Genomic DNA, 19,294 nt, shown 5'->3' on the forward strand with positions numbered 1-19,294 from the left:
CAGCGGTCGAGGTGATCGAGCGTCGAGCGGCGTGGGGTAGGGGCTGGAGCACCTCAATCAGCCCGTCCATGATCGGCTTCGATTGCCGGTCGTTGTTGCGCAGGAAGACAGCAAAGCGGCTGACCCGCTCCACCAGTGACGTCACGTTGGCCTTGCCGAACTTCTTGCGAAACTGAATGAGATCGCACTCCCAATGCCCGAACTGCTTGCGTTCGGCGACCGTGTCAGGACGGTGAAGAATGTTGAGTTCCGGGCTGAAGCGGCGACCGTGACGGCGTCGGGCATGCCGCGGTCTCCGTCTCGCGCGACGCTCCGGCAGGTGCCGCCACAGCTTGATGGCCTGACCGTCTGCGGAATAGGCGAACTTGTAGATCGTCTCGTAACTGACGCAAATCGGATGGCGCTCCAGCCGCATGCGGCCGGCGATCTGCTGTGGCGACCAGCCATGCATGATCCGCTCGATCACCGCTTGGCGCACATGGACGAAGCGGGCGAGCTTGCGCAGCTTGGCTCTGCGTTCACGTGCCATCTCGTTGGCGGTCACGCAATAGTAGCCGCTCAGATCCGGCATCTGCGGATCCTCAAACGCATTCCGCTTGAGCTCGCGGAAAATCGTCGAACGATGCCGTCCAAGCTTCTCGGCAATGACCGTGGCGCTCAGGCCGGCCGCTCGCCAGCGAGCGATCTTACACGTTCATCCATATCGATCTGGGAGTAGGTGCGTCTCATGAGCATTCCTTGCGAGTGATAACCCATTGGTATCTATCGCAAGTCGCACTTCATCCTTGAACCCACCCCGCTACACACACAATGTGGCAGCCAAGTTGAACTGTCCGCTTTAGCGCAAAGTAAAAATGTCAATTTGAGCTGCCCTAAGGCACGCCGACCAGCCCCGATCTAACCGGCTGGTCCGGGTTGCAAGGGAAGATCGGGGCGGGTGAGGGCCATCCCTTCGGCTTTAGCTTTCTCAGTAGCAATTGTTCTGTCGCCGGTTGATACTTGTCGGTACCTGCATGGTGCAGGGTTGAAGTCAGGACCGCGCATGCTTCCAGAAATCAGGCTGCTGGGTGACGTCGATGTCGCCGCTCTCTCGCCGCTGATGCGCGGCATGATCCTGGCTCTGTCCTATGCCGACACGCAAGCGGGTATCGGCTTGACAGCAACAGGGGCCATGAACCGGAAATTCGTTCATTGGGCCGCCGTTCACTTCAAGTGGCCCGGCTTCACCGTCGATGATCTATATAGCATCAACAAAGTTCTCAACGAATCCGACATGCCACCGCTTTGGGTGGTGCGCGACATGGCTTACCACCTCAAACTTCTTCGTCGAAGGAAAGACCTACTACTGCCGACCAAACGTGGCTGGGACTTCCTCGCAAGGCCGAGAGCCTACTTTGATCTGGTCGCGACGGATTATCTTTATGCTTATATCCATCATGGGCAGACGCAGGAGGCCGTCCGCAATCGGATGCGTTGGTGGCACGTCTTTCTCAATCTTATCAATATGAAAGCAGGAACGCATTGTTCTCTCGACGACCTGGCGAACGAGCTATACCCGAGCGAAACGTACCCAGCGCCGGCAGAGATGACGGTCGAAACCTGGACGGAACGGTCGTCGCTCCGCTACGACATCATCCAGCCGCTGTGCTGGCTGGGATTGCTACACGAAGAGCGCGAGGGACTGACCATTTGGCAGGACGGAACCTATCGCAAGACACCGTTGTGGGACGCCTGCTTAAAGCTGGAAGCCGATAAGCAAGCCCCGATCAGCGTCCATTGACCTTATCTCGAAAGTTCACTCGGCCAATGCCTGCCGTGCTAACGCCTTCTCCCGCCGCACAATCACCACCGGATCGCCCATGAAATCCTTCCGCCGTCCCGGGCCGCGAGCACGTTTGACGTAGCCGTTTTTGTCACTGTTGGTCTTCACAACTGGCTTCGTCTGCTGATCCTGTCGCTCCTTGATATAGGCCAGCACATCACCGAGCCGCTTGTTCTCGGTGATCGCCGCATGCGTCACCCGCTGGTCCTTGTCGAACACCCGGTAGGGCAGGGAATGCCCCTTCCAGCGCACATCCAGCCGGCCATCGGCATAGGCATAGGTCTCGACATAGCGACCGACCAGTCCGCGCGTCACCTCCGTCTCTTCCAGCATGATCCGCTTGCGCTCGAACGAAAACGTCAGCTGCGCCCCGACGTAACGCTGCTCACGCTTGCACAGAATGTCCCTGAGCCGGTCCAACGCGAGATTCACCGGCCGATGCAGATTGTCGGAACGGGTAGGGGCGATGGCAAACCGCTGGTTATACCGCGCCATGAACTGCGGCAGGAAAGCGTTGCCGTCGTCCATGCCGCAGATGCCCTCCAGGCGCAGATCCTTGATCAAACGATCCTGTAGCGTCCGATTCATCCGCTCGACCCGACCCTTGGCCTGGCTCGAGTTTGCACAAAGAATCTCGATGTTTAGCTCGCAAAGCGCACGCCCGAACTGGGTCATGCCCTGGCCGCCCTTGGCGTCTTTTTTGGGAACCCGGAACACCGTATGCTTGTCGGAATAAAAGGCAATCGGCGCACCATGCTCCTTCAGATAGAGCTCAAGCGCCTCGAAATAGCTGAAGGTGCTCTCCGATCGTACGAACCGCAACTGCATCAACTTGCCGGTCGCATCGTCGATGAACACCAGCAGCGAACAGGCCGGTCCGCGATCCTCGAACCAACGATGCTCGCTGCCATCGATCTGCACCAGCTCGCCATAGGCTTCGCGACGCAGCCGCGGCTGATGAAACGTCCGCCGCTGCTTGCGCGACAGCCACAGACCGGCCGCCGACATCCATTGGCGCAAGGTCTCGCGCGACACACGCAATCCATCGCGTTCGGCAAGCTTCTCGGCCGCCAATGTCGGACCGAAGTCGGCATAACGTTCGCGAACCAGCGCCAGCGCATAATCGCGAATGCCGTCGCTGATCCGGTTGTTCGAGGCTCGGCCGATCGCCTTGTGCCGGATCGATGCCGCGCCGCTCGTGCTGATCCGCTCCAGCAGACGACGCACCTGGCGCGTGCTCAGATCAAGCACATGCGCCGCCGACACCAGCGTCATGCGGCCGGCGATCACCTTCGACAAAATCTCGATCCGCTGCAGATCACGCTCGCTCATCGCAATCAGTCCCATCCGCAATCTCCGCCGTCATCAAAACCGGGGAGAATGTGACATTCCAACTTTGCAGAATCAGGACACTTTAACTTTGCGGCTACACACAAACATCACATAAGATAGATTATGGAACTAACAAACGCTTCGCTGGTGAGGAAGGAGCCTGTAAGAACGGAGCAGAACTGGCACAAACAGGCGAATTCCGTACATCATCAGGAACCTAGAACGACACAAACCGTCGAGCCAGAATAATCTTCCGCGTGCTTGGCTCCCACCAACGAGCTCCGCTCCCGCATTGCATTTTGGTGGTTGCGTTAGCCGACACTGCGGGCGAACACGAACTACAAGCATCGATCGCTGCGGCCATTCACCGAAAGCGCGCTTAGTCCTCGGTTCCACAGCCACACCCAGAAGCCTCGGCAGTCGGCGGCAACGCTTCTTAGCGTCGCTCGCTTGCCTCTGCGTTTGAGATGCGTCGTGGCAACTAAACGCCACAAACCGTGCCTACACCACTTACGAGCGAGCATTCATGTTGTTATCGGGGGGCAGTTCTCCTAAAAGGAGGTCTCCCACCGTTCTAGACTCCGGAGCCACAACATGCACATCGGACCGCAGCAGCGGATTTATGTCTGCTTCTTCCTGTTCGCTGTTTCGATGGGCGCTATGCTGTCGCGTCTTCCGGACATTCAAGACGCTCTCCAGATTGACAAATCTGAGCTCGGTTTGACGCTGATTGGAGCCGCGGTCGGCGCGTTGGTTTCACTAACGTTTTCGTCCCCCATCGTTGCCCGCCTCGGAGCACGTACCACCGCTTTTCTTACCGTGTTGGCAACGTCCGCGTGTCTTGCTCTTGTGCCTTGGGTGAGTGCTGCTCCTTTGGTTTTCGGCATTCTTTTGTGCGAAGGACTGCTGGCAGGAGCGCTGGAGATCAATCTCAACGTCGAGATTGACCGCATTGAGGCGCAGCTTGGACGGGGCGTCATGAACCGGGCACATGGATTCTGGAGCCTTGGCTTCTTCGTCACAGCCCTGGTTTCGGCCGCAGTCCGCCAGGCCGGCGTATCAACGCAGCTTCATCTAGGATTGACGTTCGGGTTTGTCCTGATCGCCGGTACGATAGTAATCGCTGGCATGCGCAATGCCCCTGCAAGAGTGGCGCTTGATCATTCAGACGCGGGGCGTATCGCGCTTCCGACAGTTGCACTGCTTCCTCTGTGTGTCATTGGTATCGCCGCATTCCTGGTCGAGGGCGCGGGCATTGATTGGTCGGCGATCTATATGCGCGACGTCTTCCAATCCGAACCGTTCGTCGGAGGGCTGGGCCTCACGTTTTTCACCTTCTTCATGGCTTTGACGAGGTTATTTGCAGATCCGTTTGTCGATCGCTTCGGCTCCCGAACGGTCGCTTTGACACTGCTCCTCGTGTCAGCCGTTGGGCTTTGCGCGGTGTGGCTTGCTCCGCATCAATACATCGCCCTTGTTGGATTTGCGCTCATGGGCGGCGGTTGTAGCGTGGTATACCCCCTTGCCGTTTCTGCAGCGGCGCGGCGCTCGGACCGAGCCTCCCATCTCAATGTCGCGGCATTGGGCCAAATGTCGTTTGTCGTGTTCTTCCTCGCTCCACCGCTCCTCGGTTTTGTGGCGGAGCACGCTGGTATCAGGACAGCGTACCTTGTATGCCTGCCAGTCATACTTTCCGCTTTAATATGTGTTCGGTCCCTCTCCGCTCGCCGCCGACTGGCTGCTGCATAAAGCACTATGGAAACTGCTCCGTTGGCATTCACTGGGATATAAACACCTGTCCAGCCATACGGCCACAAACGGCGCGGCCGCCGCTCCGTCGACATCCCCTCTCCACGCCGGCGAATTCGTACGGGGCACCAAACGCAAGTCCCCGCCTGGTGGTGCGCTCATCGATCTCGGAGACACTAAACGGCAGAATGACCTTTGGGTCGTGTTGCCCTGCTGTCGAGACTTTGGATGCGTGGATCCGACCAGGATGCCGCTGCGAAGGACAACCCTCACAGTGTGGGACGTCCCGGTTGACCGTCGAGGTGTGGTCCTTACTAGGTCTTTTGGGCTAGTTGCCTTGGCTGTCGAGTGTGACACTTTACTCGGAACAAGGAAAGTATCGAGAGACAGCGCTCCGCTGTGTCATGCGTCGCTCGCTCGGCGCGATGCGCCGGCAAGCCAAGGAGAAGAAGATAATGACCGCGACCGATGCGCATTTCCAAGGAGACATTCCCGCGATCTACGAGCAGTTCCTCGTGCCGATCCTGTTCGAGGGATACGCCTCGGATTTGGCGGCCCGCGTCGCGGACTGCCATCCTGAACGCGTTCTGGAAGTCGCCGCAGGATCGGGTGTGCTGACACGGGCGATGGCGACCAGGCTTGCGCCGGAGGTCCAAATCGTCGCTACCGATCTGAACCAGGCGATGCTCGATATCGCAGCGAAGAAGGGCGTTGGCCGTCAGGTCGAGTGGAAACAGGCGGACGCACTCGAGCTGCCCTTTGACAGCGCAAGTTTCGATGTTGTCGCCTGCCAGTTCGGCGTGATGTTCTTTCTGGACAAGCAGCGCGGTTATGGGCAGATACTGAGGGTGCTGAAGCCTGGAGGGACGTTTCTTTTCAACACTTGGGCCTCGCTTGCCGAAAACGAAATTGCCCGCACCGTTTCCGAGGCAATCGTCGCGGCTTTTCCTGACGACCCCACGCGTTTTCTCGAACGAACGCCGCATGGCTATTACGAGCGAGAGACGATCGAGAATGATCTCAGGCACGCGGGCTTCCGGAAAGTGACGATCGATACGATAGACATGGCCGCGCATGCCCCCTCGCCGCGCGACGTCGCAATAGCATTCTGTCGGGGTACGCCATTGAAAATGGAGATCGCCGCGCGCGCTGCCGATGACGAAAAGGCTGTTCAAGCGGTCGCCGCAGCGTTCGAACAGCGCTTTGGCAGCGGACGGATTCATGGAAACCTACGTGCTCATGTCGTTGTCGCTGAGGTTCGCTAGCCGGTGCCGACCGTTCCCAGGTCGTGCTAGTCTGCTCGGAGCTCATCCACTTTGACCTCGAACTGCATCTGATCAAAGGCGGGTTCGACGTGTTCGGGCGTCTCGGCCATCACGGTGTCGTAGTCAAGCGGCGTATGCATATGCGTCAGGATCGCCCGCTTCGGCTTCAGCCGGCCGATCCAGTCGAGTGATTGCTCAAGCGACAGGTGGCTTGGATGATAGCGGTATTGCAGAGCGTCGATAATGAGGATGTCGAGATCCTGAAGCTTTGCGACAGTCTCGGGCGGGAAGTCACTGATATCGCTGCAATAAGCGACATCACCGATTCTAAAGCCAAGCGAATGTATGTCGCCGTGCTGCTGCAGATGCGGCCGGAATGAAATCGAGCCTCCAGCGCCGCTGATGGCGATAGGCGTCATATCCTCGATCAGGATCGGCTCGACGATCGGCGGATAATTGCTGCCGGGCGGCGTTTCGATGCAATAGCTGAAGACCTGGCGGATGCGGTCCATCGTGAACGGATTGGCATAGATCGGCACGCGCTGCTGTGCGTTGTGGAAATAGCCGCGCAGATCGTCGATGCCGTGAATGTGGTCGGCATGCGGATGCGTGTAAAGCACAGCATCGATGTGCTGCACCTTGGCGGCAATCATCTGCTCGCGGAAATCCGATCCGGTGTCGATGACGACGGTCGTGACCCCGCCGTTGTCGTCGTATTGCTGCACCATGAAGGCTGCGCGCGTACGGCGGTTCTTCGGATTGGCGGGATCGCAGGCGCCCCAATCGCCGGTAATGCGCGGCACGCCGGGCGACGACGCGCAGCCGAGAATGGTGAAGCGCCGCCGGTAGCTCACGCGGCTAGACCTTCGGCATCTTCGAGAAGAGCCGGAAAGCATTCTCGGTAGTGATCCGCGCCATCTCGGCATAGCTTGCGCCGAGCGTTTCAGCGAGAACCTCGGCGGTGTTCACTACATAGGACGGCTCGTTGCGCTTGCCGCGCCAGCGCTTCGGCGCAAGGTAAGGCGCGTCGGTTTCGACCAGCAACCGGTCGTGCGGGACTGTTTTTGCGATCGCCCGCAACTCCTCGGATTTCGGAAAGGTGAGGATGCCAGAGAAAGAAATGTAGCCGCCGAGTTCGACGCCGGTTCGGGCAAGCGCGGGACCGGCCGAGAAGCAATGGAGAATGAAGGGGAAGGCCCCCTTCCCAGTTTCTGACGTCAGGATTGCCGCCATGTCTTCGTCGGCACTGCGGCTATGGATCACCAGCGGCAACTGTGTTTCGCGAGCGGCAGCGATATGGCGCAGAAAGCCTGTCGTCTGGTTCTCCGGCGTCTGCGTGTCGTAGAAGTAATCGAGCCCGGCTTCGCCGATCGCGACGACCTTCTCATGTTTCTTGGCGAGGCGCACGAGATCTTCGGTCTGAATGTCGAGCTCCTCATCCGCATTGTTCGGATGCGTGCCGACCGAGCAGAAGACCGAGGGATATTTCTCGGTGATCGCGAGCAGCTTTTCGAGTTTCCGCACGCGCGTCGAGATCGTCACCATCTGCTTCACACCGGCCTGGTGAGCGCGCGAGACGATATCGTCTCGCTCCTCCTCGAAATCGGCGAAATCCAGATGGCAATGCGTATCGATCAGCATGGCAGACCCTCAGGTTTCCGGCGCCACATAGCGCGGGAAGACAGGCTTTGGTGCCTCCAGCGGCGTTCCGGGAACGAGGCGTCCGGCTTCGCCCAATGCCGCGAAACCGCGCTCATCGGCTGGCGCGGCAACGAGGTCGAGCAGCTTGCCCGCCGATTCCGGCATGAACGGCTGGAGCAGGATCGCGATCTGGCGGACGACTTCAGCGGTGACATAGAGCACGGTGCCCATCCGCGCCGGATCGGTCTTCTTCAGCGCCCACGGCTCTTGGCTTGCAAAATAACGGTCGGTTTCCGAAACGACGGCGATGATGGAAGCGAGCGCCCTGTGGATCATCTGCTTGTCCATGTCCTCGCGCGTCGACGCGAGCAGCGCATCGGCCTGCGCCAGCATCGCCTTGTCCTCGTCGGTCAACGGTCCGCATTCCGGTATCTTGCCGTCGCAATTCTTGACGATCATAGATAACGAACGGCTCGCGAGATTGCCGATGCCGTTCGCAAGATCGGAATTGATCCGCGTGCCGATCGCCTCTTCGCTGTAGCTGCCGTCCTGGCCGAAGGAGACTTCGCGCAGGAAGAAATACCGCACCTGATCGAGACCGAAATGGTTCACCAGATTGACGGGATCAACGACATTGCCGAGCGACTTCGACATCTTCTCGCCCTTGTTGAGCAGGAAGCCATGCGCAAAGACCCGCTTTGGCAGTGGCAGCCTGGCCGACATCAGGAAGGCGGGCCAATAGACCGCATGGAAGCGGATGATGTCCTTGCCGATGACATGAATGTCGGCCGGCCAGTACTTCGCTCTTGGGCCGTTCGGATCCTGGAGATAGCCGGTCGCTGTGATGTAGTTGGTCAGCGCGTCGACCCAGACATACATGACATGCGACGGATCGTTGGGCACCTTGATGCCCCAGTCGAAGGTCGTGCGCGAAATCGAAAGGTCCTTCAAGCCGGACTTGACGAAGGAAACCACTTCGTTGCGCCGTTCGGCAGGACCGATGAAATCGGGATTGTCCTCATAGTGCTTGAGGAGCTTGTCCTGGTATTCGGAAAGCCTGAAGAAGTAGCTTTCCTCTTCTACCCATTCGACGGGCGTGCCCTGCGGCCCGTAGCGCACGCCGTCGGCGCGGAGCTCCGTCTCGTTCTCCTGGTAGTAGGCCTCGTCGCGCACAGAATACCAGCCGGCGTAGGAATCTTTGTAGATGTCGCTGTTTTCCGCCATCAGCTTCCAGATGTCGCTGGAGGCTTCGTGGTGGCGGGGTTCCGTGGTGCGGATGAAATCGTCGTTCGAGGCATTCAGCAGCTGGGCCATCGCCTCGAACTCGCCGGAGTTGCGGTCGGCAAGCTCCTGGGCGGTAATACCCTCCGCGCGCGCCGTCTGCTGCATCTTCTGGCCGTGCTCGTCGGTGCCCGTCAGAAAGAAGACATCACGGCCATCAAGACGCTGGAAGCGCGCCATGGCGTCCGTCGCGATCAGCTCGTAGGCATGGCCGATATGCGGCTTGCCGTTCGGGTAGGAAATCGCGGTGGTAATGTAAAAGGGCGTCTTGTCTGTCATGGCGGCCATCGTGTCCGGCTTACTCTCTCGAAATATCAGCCGCTCTTAGCGCATGTCATGAAGAAGAGAAACACTAAGTTTCGAAAGCGCTTATGATTTGGCGGTTTGCCGAAGCGCTGAGCTTGACTCGCTTTCTGCCACATTCTAGGCCTTGCGAAACTGAAGAACAGGGCGCAACCGAAGTGAGATTTCCAGCAGCGGGCAAAAGCCGTTTCTCTGTCTGTCAGAGGTCCGTCGCTTGACGTTTCTCGAAAATTTTCAGCCTCTCTATTCACTTTCCGGCTTTTTCGTCGGCGCGCTTGTCGGCATCACCGGCGTGGGCGGCGGCTCGCTGATGACGCCGCTGCTCGTCCTGTTATTCGGCGTCCATCCGGCAACCGCGGTCGGAACCGACCTGCTCTATGCCGCCGTCACCAAGACGGCGGGCACGGCGGTCCATGGCATGCATGGCCGTATCAACTGGCGAGTTGTCGGTGCGCTCGGGGCGGGAAGTGTTCCGGCAGCGCTCCTGATGCTCTGGCTGATGGCAGGCGTCGACCGCAAGAGCGTCGAGGTTACCCATACGATTACCGCAGCGCTTGGCTGGCTGCTCGTCATGACGGCCGTGATGCTTGTCTTCCGCGCGCAGATTCTCCGCTTTGCTCGCCGGGTCACTGGCGAGCGCGCCCCGCCCCGTCCGGCGACGATTGCCGTTCTCACCGTCATCCTCGGGCTGGCTCTCGGCATCCTTGTCACACTGACATCGGTCGGTGCCGGTGCACTCGGGGTAACGATCTTGCTTGTGCTTTATCCGCGACTGGATGTCCGCGAAATCGTCGGCTCCGATATCGTCCACGCGGTGCCGCTGACGCTCATCGGCGGCATGGGCTACTGGATCATCGGCGAGATCGACTGGCTCCTGCTTTTGGCACTGCTGGTCGGCTCGATTCCGGGCATCATCGCCGGCAGCCTCCTGGCGCCGAAGCTGCATGAACGCACCATTCGCATCGTGCTTGCGCTCACGCTCGCGATCGTCGCCTGGAAACTGCTTGCCGGCTGATCAGAGGCCCGGCTGCTTGATGTCGCCGAGAATGCTGAGGATCGTCTGCTTGCGGTCGAGGTTGTAAGCGTCGGAAACGGCAAGCCGCTCGTTGATATCGGATTGCAGGCGTGCCAGCCGTTCGGCGGCGGAAAGCTCGCCTGCTTGCGCCGCGTGGCGCGCCCGGTGCATCAGGTCGTCACCGACATGGCTCACGAAGAATTCGAATATCGTGTCGCTATCCTTGCCGGACAAGGCCTCCGCCAAACGATGCATTGCCTTTCGAGCCGTCGGGCCTTGAGCCGACACGACCTCGTTGTATGCCGCGATGATCTCGCCGCCGCCGTAGTTCAGGAGCTTCAACGCCTCCCCGACGCTGCCTTTCGCGATCGATATCATCGAGGCATCGCTGCCGGTTACGCCGAGATTGGCGAGTGCCGCGCCCAGGGCGCCATTATCCAGCGGCGAAAGCTTAAGCGGCAGGCACCGTGAACGGATCGTCGGCAGAAGCTTTCCCGGCGCATGCGACAGCACGAGGAAAAGCGCGCGTTTGGGCGGCTCCTCCAGAATTTTCAGGATGGCGTTGGCCGCATTGCGGTTCATGTCGTCTGCCGGATCGATGATGACGATGCGCCAGTTTCCTGTTCCGGAGGTCTGCGAGAAGAAGCGTCCGGCGCGCCGCACCTCGTCCACCGTGATCGCCGACTTCACTTTGCCTGTCTTCTCGTCAACGGGACGCGAAAGATAGAGCAGATTATGCGACGCCCCGGAAGCGATCTGGCGGCTGACGGCAGAGGCCGCATCAGGATCGCCGATCGTTGCAGGCGCCGTTGCCGGATCGGGATTCGACAGAACGTAGTTTGCAAAGCGAAAAGCAAGGGTTGCCTTCCCGATGCCCTCCGGCCCCTCGATCAGGACCGCGTGATGGCCCTTGCCGGAGCGATAGGATTGGGAAAGAAAAGCCTGGGCTTCGTCATGCCCAAAAAGTTTCGTGTTTTCGGCCGGCCAGATGGCGCCGTCCAGAAGCCCCGGCCGCTCGTCACTCATGCGCGGCCTCCGGCATCTTGGCGACGGCAACAGGCCCAAGAAGCTGATTGACGATCGCAAGAATTTCCGCGGCAATCGGCTCTTCGTCCTGCGTCGCGTTGACGACGTGGCACCGCTCCGGTTCGCGCGCGGCTATGTCGAGATAGGCTTCGCGGCGTTTTTCGTGCGTCTCAAGTTCTTCCCTTTCGAAACGGTCCGGTCGGTCCGCCGTCGCCGCACTGCGCTTCTTTGCTCGCTCCAGACCAAGCCTTGCCGGAATGTCGAGGATCAGCGTGCAATCTGGTACGACGCCGTTGACGGCGATCCGCTGCAGCGTCTCGATGAAGTCCGCCTCGAGATTGCCCGTCACGCCTTGATAGACGCGCGAGGAATCCATGAACCGGTCGCACAGCACGATCTTGCCCTGGAGAAGCGCCGGGCGAATGACCGCTTCGACGTGATCGTTACGGGCTGCGGCGAAGAGAATGGCTTCCATGCGCGTGCCGAAGGCTTCCGCGCTACCGGACAGCAGCACGTGGCGCACGGCTTCCGCACCAGGCGACCCGCCGGGTTCCCGCGTCAGCAGAACCTCATGGCCGCGCGCCCTCAGCGCTTCCGCCAGCCGGCGGATCTGCGTGGATTTCCCAGCCCCTTCCCCGCCTTCAAACGTAACGAACAATCCCGTACCGGATGACAATGACACATTCCCGTATTCTTCAGCGCCCGCGCCACCGGGCTTTCTTCCTATCTATCCGAAGACAGGGCCAAGCGAAACCTTCAGGCTAGGCGCCTTCCGGTCCTTCCCCGGCAATTTAGGCAATGAATATGGCGATCAGGTGGGCTCGGCATTGTCCCAGAGCCACGAGAAGAACAGCGATTCGCCGAGTTCCAGAAGCGCGTCGACCGCCCGGCTCGTCAGCGAACCCTGCTCGACGCCATGCGCGGTGTAAAGTGGCACCTCGCGCAACACGCGGCCGCCCGCCGATATGACCAGCGTGCCCGCTTTGGCATCGGCAGCAACGGGCGCCATCAGCGGCCAGCGGTAAACGATCCGCGCCGAGAGCCTGTCAGGATTGCTGACCGGAATGTAGACGCTGACAGCCCCCTTCGCGACGAGGTCCACTTTTCCGGCCTGGCCGCCATAGACGCTGGCCGCGCCGACGATTTCCTCGTCCGCGAAAAGCTGCCGGTCCTCGAAGGCCGTCTGCCCCCATTCCAGGATGCGCTTTGCCTCCTCGGTCCGTTCCTTGTCGGAAGCAATGCCGCCGAGCGCCAGGAAGAGCCGCTTTCCATCTCGCTCCGCCGAGGCGACGATCGAATATCCCTCGCCCTCTGCAAAGCCGGTCGCCAGTCCGTCCGCGCCGAGTCCAAGGCCGAGCAAAGGGTTGCGGTTGCGCTGGAAAATCCTGTTCCACTCGAAATCGGGCTGCGCGAAATAATGATAATATTCGGGATAGGATTGCTGCAGATCGATCGCAAGCGTCACCAAGTCACGCGCCGATACCTTGCTCTTGCCGTCCGGCAGGCCGGTCGAGTTTCCAAAGACCGTTTTCGGCATGCCGAGCACCTCCGCCCGCCCCGTCATTGCGGCGGCGAAATTGCCCTCCGTGCCGCTCATGCCCTCCGCAAGGATGATGGATCCGTCGTTGGCACCCTGGATGGCGACGCCCTTGATCAAGTCCTCGACACGGATGCGGGATTTCAGCACGGCAAACATCGTTGCCGTCCGCGACGGAGCACCTCCCGTTCGCCAGGCATATTCGGAAACCGGATATTCGGTGTCGAGCGTGATCTCGCCCTTCTTCAACGAGCCGAAGACCAGATCCATCGTCATCAGCTTTGCGAGCGAGGCGGGTGAAAAACTCTGCTCCTCGTTCTTTGCAAGCAGCACCGTTCCGGTGGATGCCTCGATCATGTAGGCCTGTGCGGCCTTGGTTACAAAGCCGGCGGGCGCGGTTTCGGCAGCGTAGGATGGCGAAGCGAATGGCAGAAGGCACGCACAAAGACGAAGCAGACGCTTCAACATCGAGGCTCCATAGGATCGAAGGTTCGACTCCGGACGTTAGAGGCAGCGCGCGCTGCGCGCAATCGCTTCCAATCAGGGCGCGATCTGTTTTGCCTGCTGGCGCTTGAGGGAGGCGAGGATCGAATCCTGCGTCAGCCCGTCATTGCGGACCATGACGGCGTCGAAAGCAAGCTCTACGGTCACCGTCTTCACGTCCTCGTCCTGGTAGCCCATCGCGAGCGAACCGTCCTGCCCGTAACCATATGGACGCTCATAGGGAACGGGCCCGATTTCCGGAAGCACGACCATCTGCCCGAAAGCCTGTCCTGAATTTCCGAGAACGGGAGCTGGTGTCGCCACCGGTGCCGCATTGTAGCGAGCGCTCGGCGTCGAGCCGCCATAGGCCGTCGCAGACATCGGCACCGGCACACGCGATTGATCCACGGTCAAAGTCCCAAGGCTCTGCAGCTGATCGCCGGTGATCCGCTTGCTGTTCGACGCCACCATCACCCCGGTTGCGATCTGACCTCCCGGATTGACGCCCGGAATCCGGCTTCCCTTCGGCACGTAGGACGCCATCAGGTAAGGCATGTCGTGCCCGTCCATGCGCGCCTTGCCGACATACTGCACGCGCACCTTGCCGGTGCCGCTGTGCTGCAGGTCGATCATGTCCGCCGTTTTGTTGGAAAGATCGATGATGCGGCCTTCATGATAAGGGCCGCGGTCGTTGACGCGCACGACCACCGACGAGCCGTTTTCGAGATTTGTGACACGTGCGTAGCTCGGCAAAGGGAAAGTCGGATGCGCCGCGGAAAGATGCATCTGGTCGTAGACTTCGCCGTTTGCCGTCAACCGGCCGTGAAATGCGGAGCCATACCACGAGGCTACGCCCACCTTGTTATAGGCGAAGTCCTCCTTGGGATAATACCACTTGCCCTTGACCTCATAAGGGTTGCCGACGATGTAGCGCCCGCCCCCCTTCGGTATGTTGGCGCCACTGGCAACGCGCGGACTGGCTTTGACGCCATATTCTTTTTCGGAGAAATATTCCTTGCCGTGAGCGCGCTTCTTTGGCGCCTGCGAAGTCGTACCGCAAGCCGTGACGGTGGCGCACATCAACGCCAACGCCAGCCACCGCGTACCCGTTGCGAAAGAGGTCGCCCCGCATTCCAGTCTCATATGTCCCACGCCGCCCAAGATCGTATGGTTAAGAACCTGCCCGACAACGGGCCAGTCATGCCTACGCCCACTCACCTAACGAGACTTTAACTCGGCGGCCATCATGGCGAATTTGCGAATGATTTCGCGGTGATAGAAACAATTTTAATGATCATGGTTTACAAACCCCTAACGGCGCATCGCGCAATCGTCATCCAGCCGGGTCTTCCGGCGGCAGATTTTTACGCCCGACCCTTGCATTGGCCATATCCTTTGCGCCATAAGGCGCGCAAGGAAGAGTGTCCGAGTGGTTTAAGGAACCGGTCTTGAAAACCGGCGTGCGGGAAACCGTACCGTGGGTTCGAATCCCACCTCTTCCGCCATGAGCACTGTTTAGGCATTGCACTTGCCGGAAACGAGCGAGGCTGGATTCTCACCCGGAAATACCTACGAAACCGTTGCCAAAACCGCTGGTGACGTGTCGCCCATGCCGACCACAATGCTGCAATCAACATCCTGCGTCGGAACACGGCGTCTATGATCGTGGAGGAAGGGCAGCGGCTCTCCGTTGAAGCGATAACGATCGGCGGAGCTTCGCGCCCCCTCGGAAATCCCCCGCTTTCAAGCGGGGGAAGATGTTAAAGATGGAGAAAACTGCCATGACTCACGACCCGGAATTCCCTGATCGCAGATCAGACCCACGCACTACTCCGGTCCGCAGTCGCTCTTCGTGGGGCGCATGGGTCGCCATTATCGCGGTGGTTCTGGTGGCTGGCGTTGTATGGTTCGAGTGGGGTGGCTCGCCCGACACCGATCCGATCTCGACATCTTCGACGACGCCCTCCACGCAGCCTGCTCCAGCACCGGCAACGCCGACTGCGCCGACCAGCAACAATGTAACCCCGGCGCCGGCTTCTCCTCCTGCAGCTCCGGCGCAGCAGTAGAGCCTGTCTCTAGGCCACGCCTGCAAGACCGTTGTTATTGAGACGGATCGAGAAAGGTCGTTGCGAGTTTCGCTTGGCCTTTTTCGCCCTCTCGATCGGTGACCAGTCCTTGAGCATATGGCGCCGCGAAGAAGTTCGACTGCCTCGGGTCGCGCCCGTCGAAATAGAGGAGGTCGAAGGCCATGAAGATCGCTTCGCCGGAGGCCCGCTTGCCTTCCCGGCCGCCGAGCGATTGCTGCAGCAGTCCGAAATCGGACCGGCCCTGCTCGTCGAGCATGACCGCCTCGCCATCGAGAACCGCCGTCGCCACGCCGAGCTGCTTGGCGGGCCTGACCGATCGCCGGAAAGCGATGCGTCCAGTCATGCCCGCCCCATTTGATTTCGTAAACCCGCTGCTCGCCCCTCGGCGGCTTGATGCTTGAAAAGCGTCAGGCATAGGTCGATGCGGTCCGGCATGGGATCGAGGGGAAGGTTCGGCTGGGCCGGATCGCGTGGTTTTGTGGCTCTGGTACGGACACTTGCGGCCTCTTTGGCGAGGAGAGACTTCGTCGGCTTCCGAGGAGCTCTTGCCATCCCTCAGTCCATTAGGCAATTCTCAACTCCATTAGGGTAGAGCTTGCTTAGACGTGGTCCGCGGACGTACTATCTACGTTTCGCGAGCCTGCCCCTGCGCTCAGCCGAGGTAAAGGCCCGGCGAGAGAGGGAGGTTTGTCATGAGAGTTGCATCGATATTCGCAGCCGGCTTCATCGGATTATGCGGGATGGCCTCCTTTGCTGCGGCAGAGGGTGGACACACAATGGTCACTCCCGATGATGTTAAGTGGGGGCCGGCCCCCAAGGTGCTTCCTGCTGGAGCAGAGGCGGCGGTCCTGTTCGGCGATCCCAGTAAGGAAGGCCTGTTTGCCCTCCGGCTCAAGGTGCCGTCGGGCTATGCGGTCCCGCCGCACACGCATCCTGTGCATGAAGTGGTCACAGTCGTATCAGGGACTCTCAAACTCGGAATGGGCGAAACCGCCGATCCGAGCGCCACGAAGGCACTGCCTGCAGGCAGTTTCATCGCGTTGCCGCCCGGCATGGCGCATTTCGCTCGCGTCGACGAACCGACGGTCATCCAAATTACGACGACTGGCCCATGGGCCATCAAGTATGTCAACCCGGCGGACGATCCTCAGAAGTCGCAATAGCCAGCCGCTGCATCGATGTCTCAACAGCGGAAAGGACGACTAGTCTTTGAACTGGGAGGAAGGTGGATTGATGGAGAGGAATCGCAGGCCCGGGGGGGCCCGCAGTGCTTTCAAGTTATTCGACGACCTCAATCACCGCGCGGGTCTTCGGATTGACGAGCACGCGCTTTTTGTTGACGACCACATAACCGTAATCGGGCTGATCGGGGATCGTGTGGATCTCGACCGTGTCAGGAAGTGCCGTACCGATTGCAACATCACCTTCAAACGTGACCGATGGCGATTGCTGCTCAAGAACATAGGTTCTGACCTCGCCGGGAACGGTAACCGTCGCTGTCTGCGCGACCGCCGCCCCCCCGAGCGTCAGAAACAGCGATACGGCAGAGATGACCACTTTCTTCATGTTATCCTCCAGGATTTTCAGTGTGCCGGTAAAACGCTGCCGGCTAAGATATAGTTGCCCCGCTGCACGGAATGGAGCTACTATGGCTTGAGGAAAACAGCGCGATCACGCTCTGGTATTGTCGGAAGCATCAGCCGGCGGCACCCTCCGCTGGAGGTGCGCGACGGTGAAGGCAGGGGCTATTTCCACGTTACTCCGCCCAAGGAGCATGGCTGCCCTTCGCCGCGGTCATCAGCCGTTGGTAGGCGGGTATTCCCGTTTTAGCTATCTCACTGAGATCATGCCGCGCCCTGTTTCCGTCGTAGGCGCCTGTACACTTTTTCTCGGAACAGATTCTCGGAACAGACTTCATGGCTATCCGTTGACATGATCGCCAACGGAGATTGCATTACATGAGCTCGGACATCTGGGAACGCAGCATCGAGTTGATCGACTGCGACGATCATTTCCGCACCGTAAAAAATACGAGAGAAGCTGTTGAGTTTCTGATGACGTCCTGGCCCGGTCACAAGGGCCCCGCATATGCGGCAGCTCGGAAGGCCTGTCTGCGAGCCCTCGAGGGCAAAAAGCCGGACATAGATCCTCAGGCCGCTTTCATCGCAGCAGCAGCGGAATCTGGTATTCTGAGGGCCAACTGAAATATTCGCCCCCTGCTGCTCACAAGCTCCGGCGTGCAGTTCCGCGTATCGCTGGTGCATCCATTCGATTTCAGGGGATGGCGCGCAATTGTACCAACAGCTGCAGAGGCGCGCCAATCGCCTCCGGGGCGGCATGGCGGGGCAACACCATTTCCGGCGCCCGCCGCAGACGACGAAATCAGCGCCATTACGGTTCGCCGCTCCAGGATGAAACCGAACAGCGCGGCTGCCCACCGCGCCAGTCGCCGCGAATATCCACCGGACAGTTCATTCACTCGACCGGATCTCCGGCAGAAAGCGCGGCTTCAGGACGTCGCGTATGAAGGCGGCAGCGGCCGCGACGATGGCCCGCTTCTCCGTCCGGACCCATTTGCTGCGGACACACGTCGAACGTCGCCATGTCGTCAATCGTTTCCGAACCATTGCTGAACCCCTCTCGCAATACTGTTTTCCGCGACATCCGGAGCCAGAGGATTATGGCGTAGACACAGGACTCATATTGACCATTGGTGGTCGGCCAGAAACGACATTGTCCGACCCGAAGGCACGCCGTGGCGGGTATTGTCTGCTCTGGGTTTTCAGCAGACAGCAGAAACATCGATCTGCTTTGCCACGCCGCCCACATCCCTATATCTTACGATATCCGGACTCATTGACGCCCTATAAGGGTTGTATGTCCTTGAGCGCCTGGCGGGCGCTCGGATTTGGAGCGGGTCGTAGCATCGGCGGGGGCGCAAGCTTCGACCCGCTCTTTACTTTCCATCAACGGAGCGCGCCTATGTTTTGGGATTTCATCACGATCGCAGCGATCTTCGGCGCTTTCTTTTTTGTGCGAGAGGCACAAACCGTGCTCGCGAAAGCCCGCCTGTCGAACTGGCGCACCTTCACCTTCCGGTAAACGGACAAGGAAGCGACAACTTTCCTGAAACAGGATTCTGGAGGGAGCAGGTTGCTTTTCGGCCCATGCCGCGTGCAATCTGCTTGTATTTTCCAAGCTCCTGCTGCCTTCCGGATATACCATGATCAAGCGACTTGCCGCACTGCCGGTGATTTTCCTCGTTTCACTACCTGCGGCCGCCGGCAACTACCGGCCGGACAATGGCTGCACACTGGATTATCCGCAATCTGTGCTGAAGAATGGCAGCTTCAAGCTCGACAAGGAGAAAGGCTCCGGTTCGGAGAGCATAGCGCTCACCCCGAATATCGACTTGAGCGTCGAAAGCGGCGGCTGCGAATATTCGACGAGGACTTACCGCTTCTCGATCGTCCTGACAGCCGATGAAAATCAGACGTCAGGCATTGAATATGTGAAAGCCGTCGAGCTGCTTGCCGTGCTGGAGCGTCGCAAAGAACTGGCGCTGGATTTTTCCGGCGCCCGTAAAGCGCTCCAATCCTATATGGCGCTAGTTGTAGAGCCGAAGCTGGGAGAACAGCTGTATATTCGCAACGACACCGAGAATCAGTCTTCAGAGAAAGTCTGGATCGATGCCGATCGCGGCGCAGAGCCCGCGCGTATCGCGGTGACGTTATCCAGCGGTCCCTATTAGAG

The 19,294-nt window shown here is 59.7% G+C and carries 18 protein-coding genes, 1 tRNA gene and 2 pseudogenes; 10 read left to right on the forward strand and 11 right to left on the reverse strand.

All coding sequences use genetic code 11. The features are described from left to right. Positions 1 to 10: 10 nt before the first annotated feature. Positions 11 to 729, reverse strand: a pseudogene (locus tag QA644_RS08670) (IS30 family transposase); the annotation flags it as partial. A 313-nt stretch (positions 730 to 1,042) separates the two neighbouring features. Here QA644_RS08670 and QA644_RS08675 point away from each other — a divergent pair. Beyond that, a complete protein-coding gene (locus tag QA644_RS08675) occupies positions 1,043 to 1,780 on the forward strand; it encodes a hypothetical protein (protein WP_283072350.1) in 738 nt (245 codons plus the stop codon). A gap of 15 nt (positions 1,781 to 1,795) precedes the next feature. Here QA644_RS08675 and QA644_RS08680 read toward each other — a convergent pair whose 3' ends face one another. After that, positions 1,796 to 3,169 (reverse strand): ISNCY family transposase, encoded by a 1,374-nt coding sequence (locus tag QA644_RS08680; protein WP_283071997.1) that lies wholly within the window; start codon positions 3,167 to 3,169, stop codon positions 1,796 to 1,798. Positions 3,170 to 3,748: 579 nt separating this feature from the next. Between QA644_RS08680 and QA644_RS08685 the strand changes: the two genes are divergently transcribed. Together QA644_RS08685 and QA644_RS08690 are read left to right on the forward strand one after the other, a co-directional pair. Continuing rightward, a complete protein-coding gene (locus QA644_RS08685; RefSeq protein ID WP_283071999.1) occupies positions 3,749 to 4,903 on the forward strand; it encodes an MFS transporter in 1,155 nt (384 codons plus the stop codon). A 455-nt stretch (positions 4,904 to 5,358) separates the two neighbouring features. Continuing rightward, entirely contained in the window at positions 5,359 to 6,168 is an 810-nt protein-coding gene (locus QA644_RS08690; protein WP_074070265.1) for a methyltransferase domain-containing protein, read from the forward strand. A 26-nt stretch (positions 6,169 to 6,194) separates the two neighbouring features. Here the strand turns inward: QA644_RS08690 and QA644_RS08695 are convergent, their stop codons facing one another. From QA644_RS08695 to metG, 3 genes are read right to left on the reverse strand one after another with little or no spacing between them, the layout of a single operon-like run. Further along, positions 6,195 to 7,022, reverse strand: a complete 828-nt coding sequence (locus tag QA644_RS08695) for an MBL fold metallo-hydrolase (protein ID WP_283072002.1) — start codon at positions 7,020 to 7,022, stop codon at positions 6,195 to 6,197. Between the two features lie 4 nt (positions 7,023 to 7,026). Continuing rightward, positions 7,027 to 7,809: a TatD family hydrolase gene (locus tag QA644_RS08700; RefSeq protein WP_283072004.1), complete on the reverse strand. Its 783-nt coding sequence runs from the start codon at positions 7,807 to 7,809 to the stop codon at positions 7,027 to 7,029. Positions 7,810 to 7,818: 9 nt separating this feature from the next. After that, the gene (gene metG / locus QA644_RS08705) at positions 7,819 to 9,369 is read right to left on the reverse strand and encodes a methionine--tRNA ligase (RefSeq protein WP_194729710.1); all 1,551 of its coding nucleotides are present in this window, start codon (positions 9,367 to 9,369) and stop codon (positions 7,819 to 7,821) included. 238 nt (positions 9,370 to 9,607) lie between these two features. On the opposite strand from metG, the gene QA644_RS08710 reads away from it, so the two are divergent. Continuing rightward, complete coding sequence (locus QA644_RS08710; RefSeq protein WP_194729711.1) at positions 9,608 to 10,408, forward strand: sulfite exporter TauE/SafE family protein; 801 nt, start codon at positions 9,608 to 9,610, stop codon at positions 10,406 to 10,408. On the opposite strand, the gene QA644_RS08715 is transcribed toward QA644_RS08710, so the two are convergent. The 4 genes from QA644_RS08715 to QA644_RS08730 all read right to left on the reverse strand — a co-directional run bounded on the left by QA644_RS08715 (position 10,409) and on the right by QA644_RS08730 (position 14,597). Continuing rightward, positions 10,409 to 11,434 carry a DNA polymerase III subunit delta' gene (locus QA644_RS08715; protein ID WP_283072008.1) on the reverse strand — a complete coding sequence of 342 codons (1,026 nt, stop codon included), beginning with the start codon at positions 11,432 to 11,434 and terminating at the stop codon, positions 10,409 to 10,411. It abuts the gene before it with no gap. Continuing rightward, the gene (tmk, locus tag QA644_RS08720) at positions 11,427 to 12,110 is read right to left on the reverse strand and encodes a dTMP kinase (RefSeq protein WP_283072351.1); all 684 of its coding nucleotides are present in this window, start codon (positions 12,108 to 12,110) and stop codon (positions 11,427 to 11,429) included. Before tmk ends, QA644_RS08715 begins: the two co-directional genes overlap by 8 nt. A 135-nt stretch (positions 12,111 to 12,245) precedes the next feature. Then, complete coding sequence (locus QA644_RS08725; protein WP_283072010.1) at positions 12,246 to 13,439, reverse strand: D-alanyl-D-alanine carboxypeptidase family protein; 1,194 nt, start codon at positions 13,437 to 13,439, stop codon at positions 12,246 to 12,248. A 72-nt stretch (positions 13,440 to 13,511) separates the two neighbouring features. Beyond that, a complete protein-coding gene (locus QA644_RS08730) occupies positions 13,512 to 14,597 on the reverse strand; it encodes a septal ring lytic transglycosylase RlpA family protein (protein WP_283072011.1) in 1,086 nt (361 codons plus the stop codon). Positions 14,598 to 14,869: 272 nt separating this feature from the next. Here QA644_RS08730 and QA644_RS08735 point away from each other — a divergent pair. Both QA644_RS08735 and QA644_RS08740 read left to right on the forward strand, forming a co-directional pair. After that, positions 14,870 to 14,959, forward strand: a tRNA-Ser gene (locus QA644_RS08735). 276 nt (positions 14,960 to 15,235) lie between these two features. After that, on the forward strand, positions 15,236 to 15,520 hold the full coding sequence (locus tag QA644_RS08740) for a hypothetical protein (protein WP_074068146.1): 285 nt from the start codon (positions 15,236 to 15,238) through the stop codon (positions 15,518 to 15,520). 108 nt (positions 15,521 to 15,628) lie between these two features. Here the strand turns inward: QA644_RS08740 and QA644_RS08745 are convergent. Beyond that, positions 15,629 to 16,093 (reverse strand): annotated as a pseudogene (locus tag QA644_RS08745) (ATP-dependent DNA ligase); the annotation flags it as partial. Positions 16,094 to 16,233: 140 nt separating this feature from the next. Here QA644_RS08745 and QA644_RS08750 point away from each other — a divergent pair. Next, positions 16,234 to 16,704 carry a cupin domain-containing protein gene (locus tag QA644_RS08750; protein WP_239598784.1) on the forward strand — a complete coding sequence of 157 codons (471 nt, stop codon included), beginning with the start codon at positions 16,234 to 16,236 and terminating at the stop codon, positions 16,702 to 16,704. Positions 16,705 to 16,819: 115 nt separating this feature from the next. On the opposite strand, the gene QA644_RS08755 is transcribed toward QA644_RS08750, so the two are convergent. Continuing rightward, positions 16,820 to 17,107 carry a DUF1236 domain-containing protein gene (locus QA644_RS08755; protein WP_074068150.1) on the reverse strand — a complete coding sequence of 96 codons (288 nt, stop codon included), beginning with the start codon at positions 17,105 to 17,107 and terminating at the stop codon, positions 16,820 to 16,822. Between the two features lie 488 nt (positions 17,108 to 17,595). Here QA644_RS08755 and QA644_RS08760 point away from each other — a divergent pair, with 488 nt between their 5' ends. The 3 genes from QA644_RS08760 to QA644_RS08770 all read left to right on the forward strand — a co-directional run bounded on the left by QA644_RS08760 (position 17,596) and on the right by QA644_RS08770 (position 19,292). Beyond that, positions 17,596 to 17,745 carry a DUF982 domain-containing protein gene (locus QA644_RS08760; RefSeq protein ID WP_283072352.1) on the forward strand — a complete coding sequence of 50 codons (150 nt, stop codon included), beginning with the start codon at positions 17,596 to 17,598 and terminating at the stop codon, positions 17,743 to 17,745. A gap of 319 nt (positions 17,746 to 18,064) precedes the next feature. Beyond that, positions 18,065 to 18,643, forward strand: a complete 579-nt coding sequence (locus QA644_RS08765) for a hypothetical protein (RefSeq protein ID WP_283072016.1) — start codon at positions 18,065 to 18,067, stop codon at positions 18,641 to 18,643. A gap of 121 nt (positions 18,644 to 18,764) precedes the next feature. Further along, positions 18,765 to 19,292, forward strand: a complete 528-nt coding sequence (locus tag QA644_RS08770) for a hypothetical protein (RefSeq protein ID WP_283072017.1) — start codon at positions 18,765 to 18,767, stop codon at positions 19,290 to 19,292. The last annotated feature ends 2 nt before the right edge of the window (positions 19,293 to 19,294 follow it).

Origin of the sequence: Rhizobium sp. CC1099 (assembly GCF_029714385.1) — a bacterium.
Classification (GTDB): domain Bacteria; phylum Pseudomonadota; class Alphaproteobacteria; order Rhizobiales; family Rhizobiaceae; genus Rhizobium.

What these genes read in the sequence shown, in the direction of transcription:
- QA644_RS08675 (WP_283072350.1), top strand. Translation starts at nt 1,043, where the DNA reads ATGCTTCCAGAAATCAGGCTGCTGGGTGACGTCGATGTCGCCGCTCTC.
- QA644_RS08680 (WP_283071997.1), bottom strand. Translation starts at nt 3,169, where the DNA reads ATGGGACTGATTGCGATGAGCGAGCGTGATCTGCAGCGGATCGAGATT.
- QA644_RS08685 (WP_283071999.1), top strand. Translation starts at nt 3,749, where the DNA reads ATGCACATCGGACCGCAGCAGCGGATTTATGTCTGCTTCTTCCTGTTC.
- QA644_RS08690 (WP_074070265.1), top strand. Translation starts at nt 5,359, where the DNA reads ATGACCGCGACCGATGCGCATTTCCAAGGAGACATTCCCGCGATCTAC.
- QA644_RS08700 (WP_283072004.1), bottom strand. Translation starts at nt 7,809, where the DNA reads ATGCTGATCGATACGCATTGCCATCTGGATTTCGCCGATTTCGAGGAG.
- metG (WP_194729710.1), bottom strand. Translation starts at nt 9,369, where the DNA reads ATGACAGACAAGACGCCCTTTTACATTACCACCGCGATTTCCTACCCG.
- QA644_RS08715 (WP_283072008.1), bottom strand. Translation starts at nt 11,434, where the DNA reads ATGAGTGACGAGCGGCCGGGGCTTCTGGACGGCGCCATCTGGCCGGCC.
- QA644_RS08725 (WP_283072010.1), bottom strand. Translation starts at nt 13,439, where the DNA reads ATGTTGAAGCGTCTGCTTCGTCTTTGTGCGTGCCTTCTGCCATTCGCT.
- QA644_RS08730 (WP_283072011.1), bottom strand. Translation starts at nt 14,597, where the DNA reads ATGAGACTGGAATGCGGGGCGACCTCTTTCGCAACGGGTACGCGGTGG.
- QA644_RS08740 (WP_074068146.1), top strand. Translation starts at nt 15,236, where the DNA reads ATGACTCACGACCCGGAATTCCCTGATCGCAGATCAGACCCACGCACT.
- QA644_RS08750 (WP_239598784.1), top strand. Translation starts at nt 16,234, where the DNA reads ATGAGAGTTGCATCGATATTCGCAGCCGGCTTCATCGGATTATGCGGG.
- QA644_RS08755 (WP_074068150.1), bottom strand. Translation starts at nt 17,107, where the DNA reads ATGAAGAAAGTGGTCATCTCTGCCGTATCGCTGTTTCTGACGCTCGGG.
- QA644_RS08760 (WP_283072352.1), top strand. Translation starts at nt 17,596, where the DNA reads ATGACGTCCTGGCCCGGTCACAAGGGCCCCGCATATGCGGCAGCTCGG.
- QA644_RS08765 (WP_283072016.1), top strand. Translation starts at nt 18,065, where the DNA reads ATGAAGGCGGCAGCGGCCGCGACGATGGCCCGCTTCTCCGTCCGGACC.
- QA644_RS08770 (WP_283072017.1), top strand. Translation starts at nt 18,765, where the DNA reads ATGATCAAGCGACTTGCCGCACTGCCGGTGATTTTCCTCGTTTCACTA.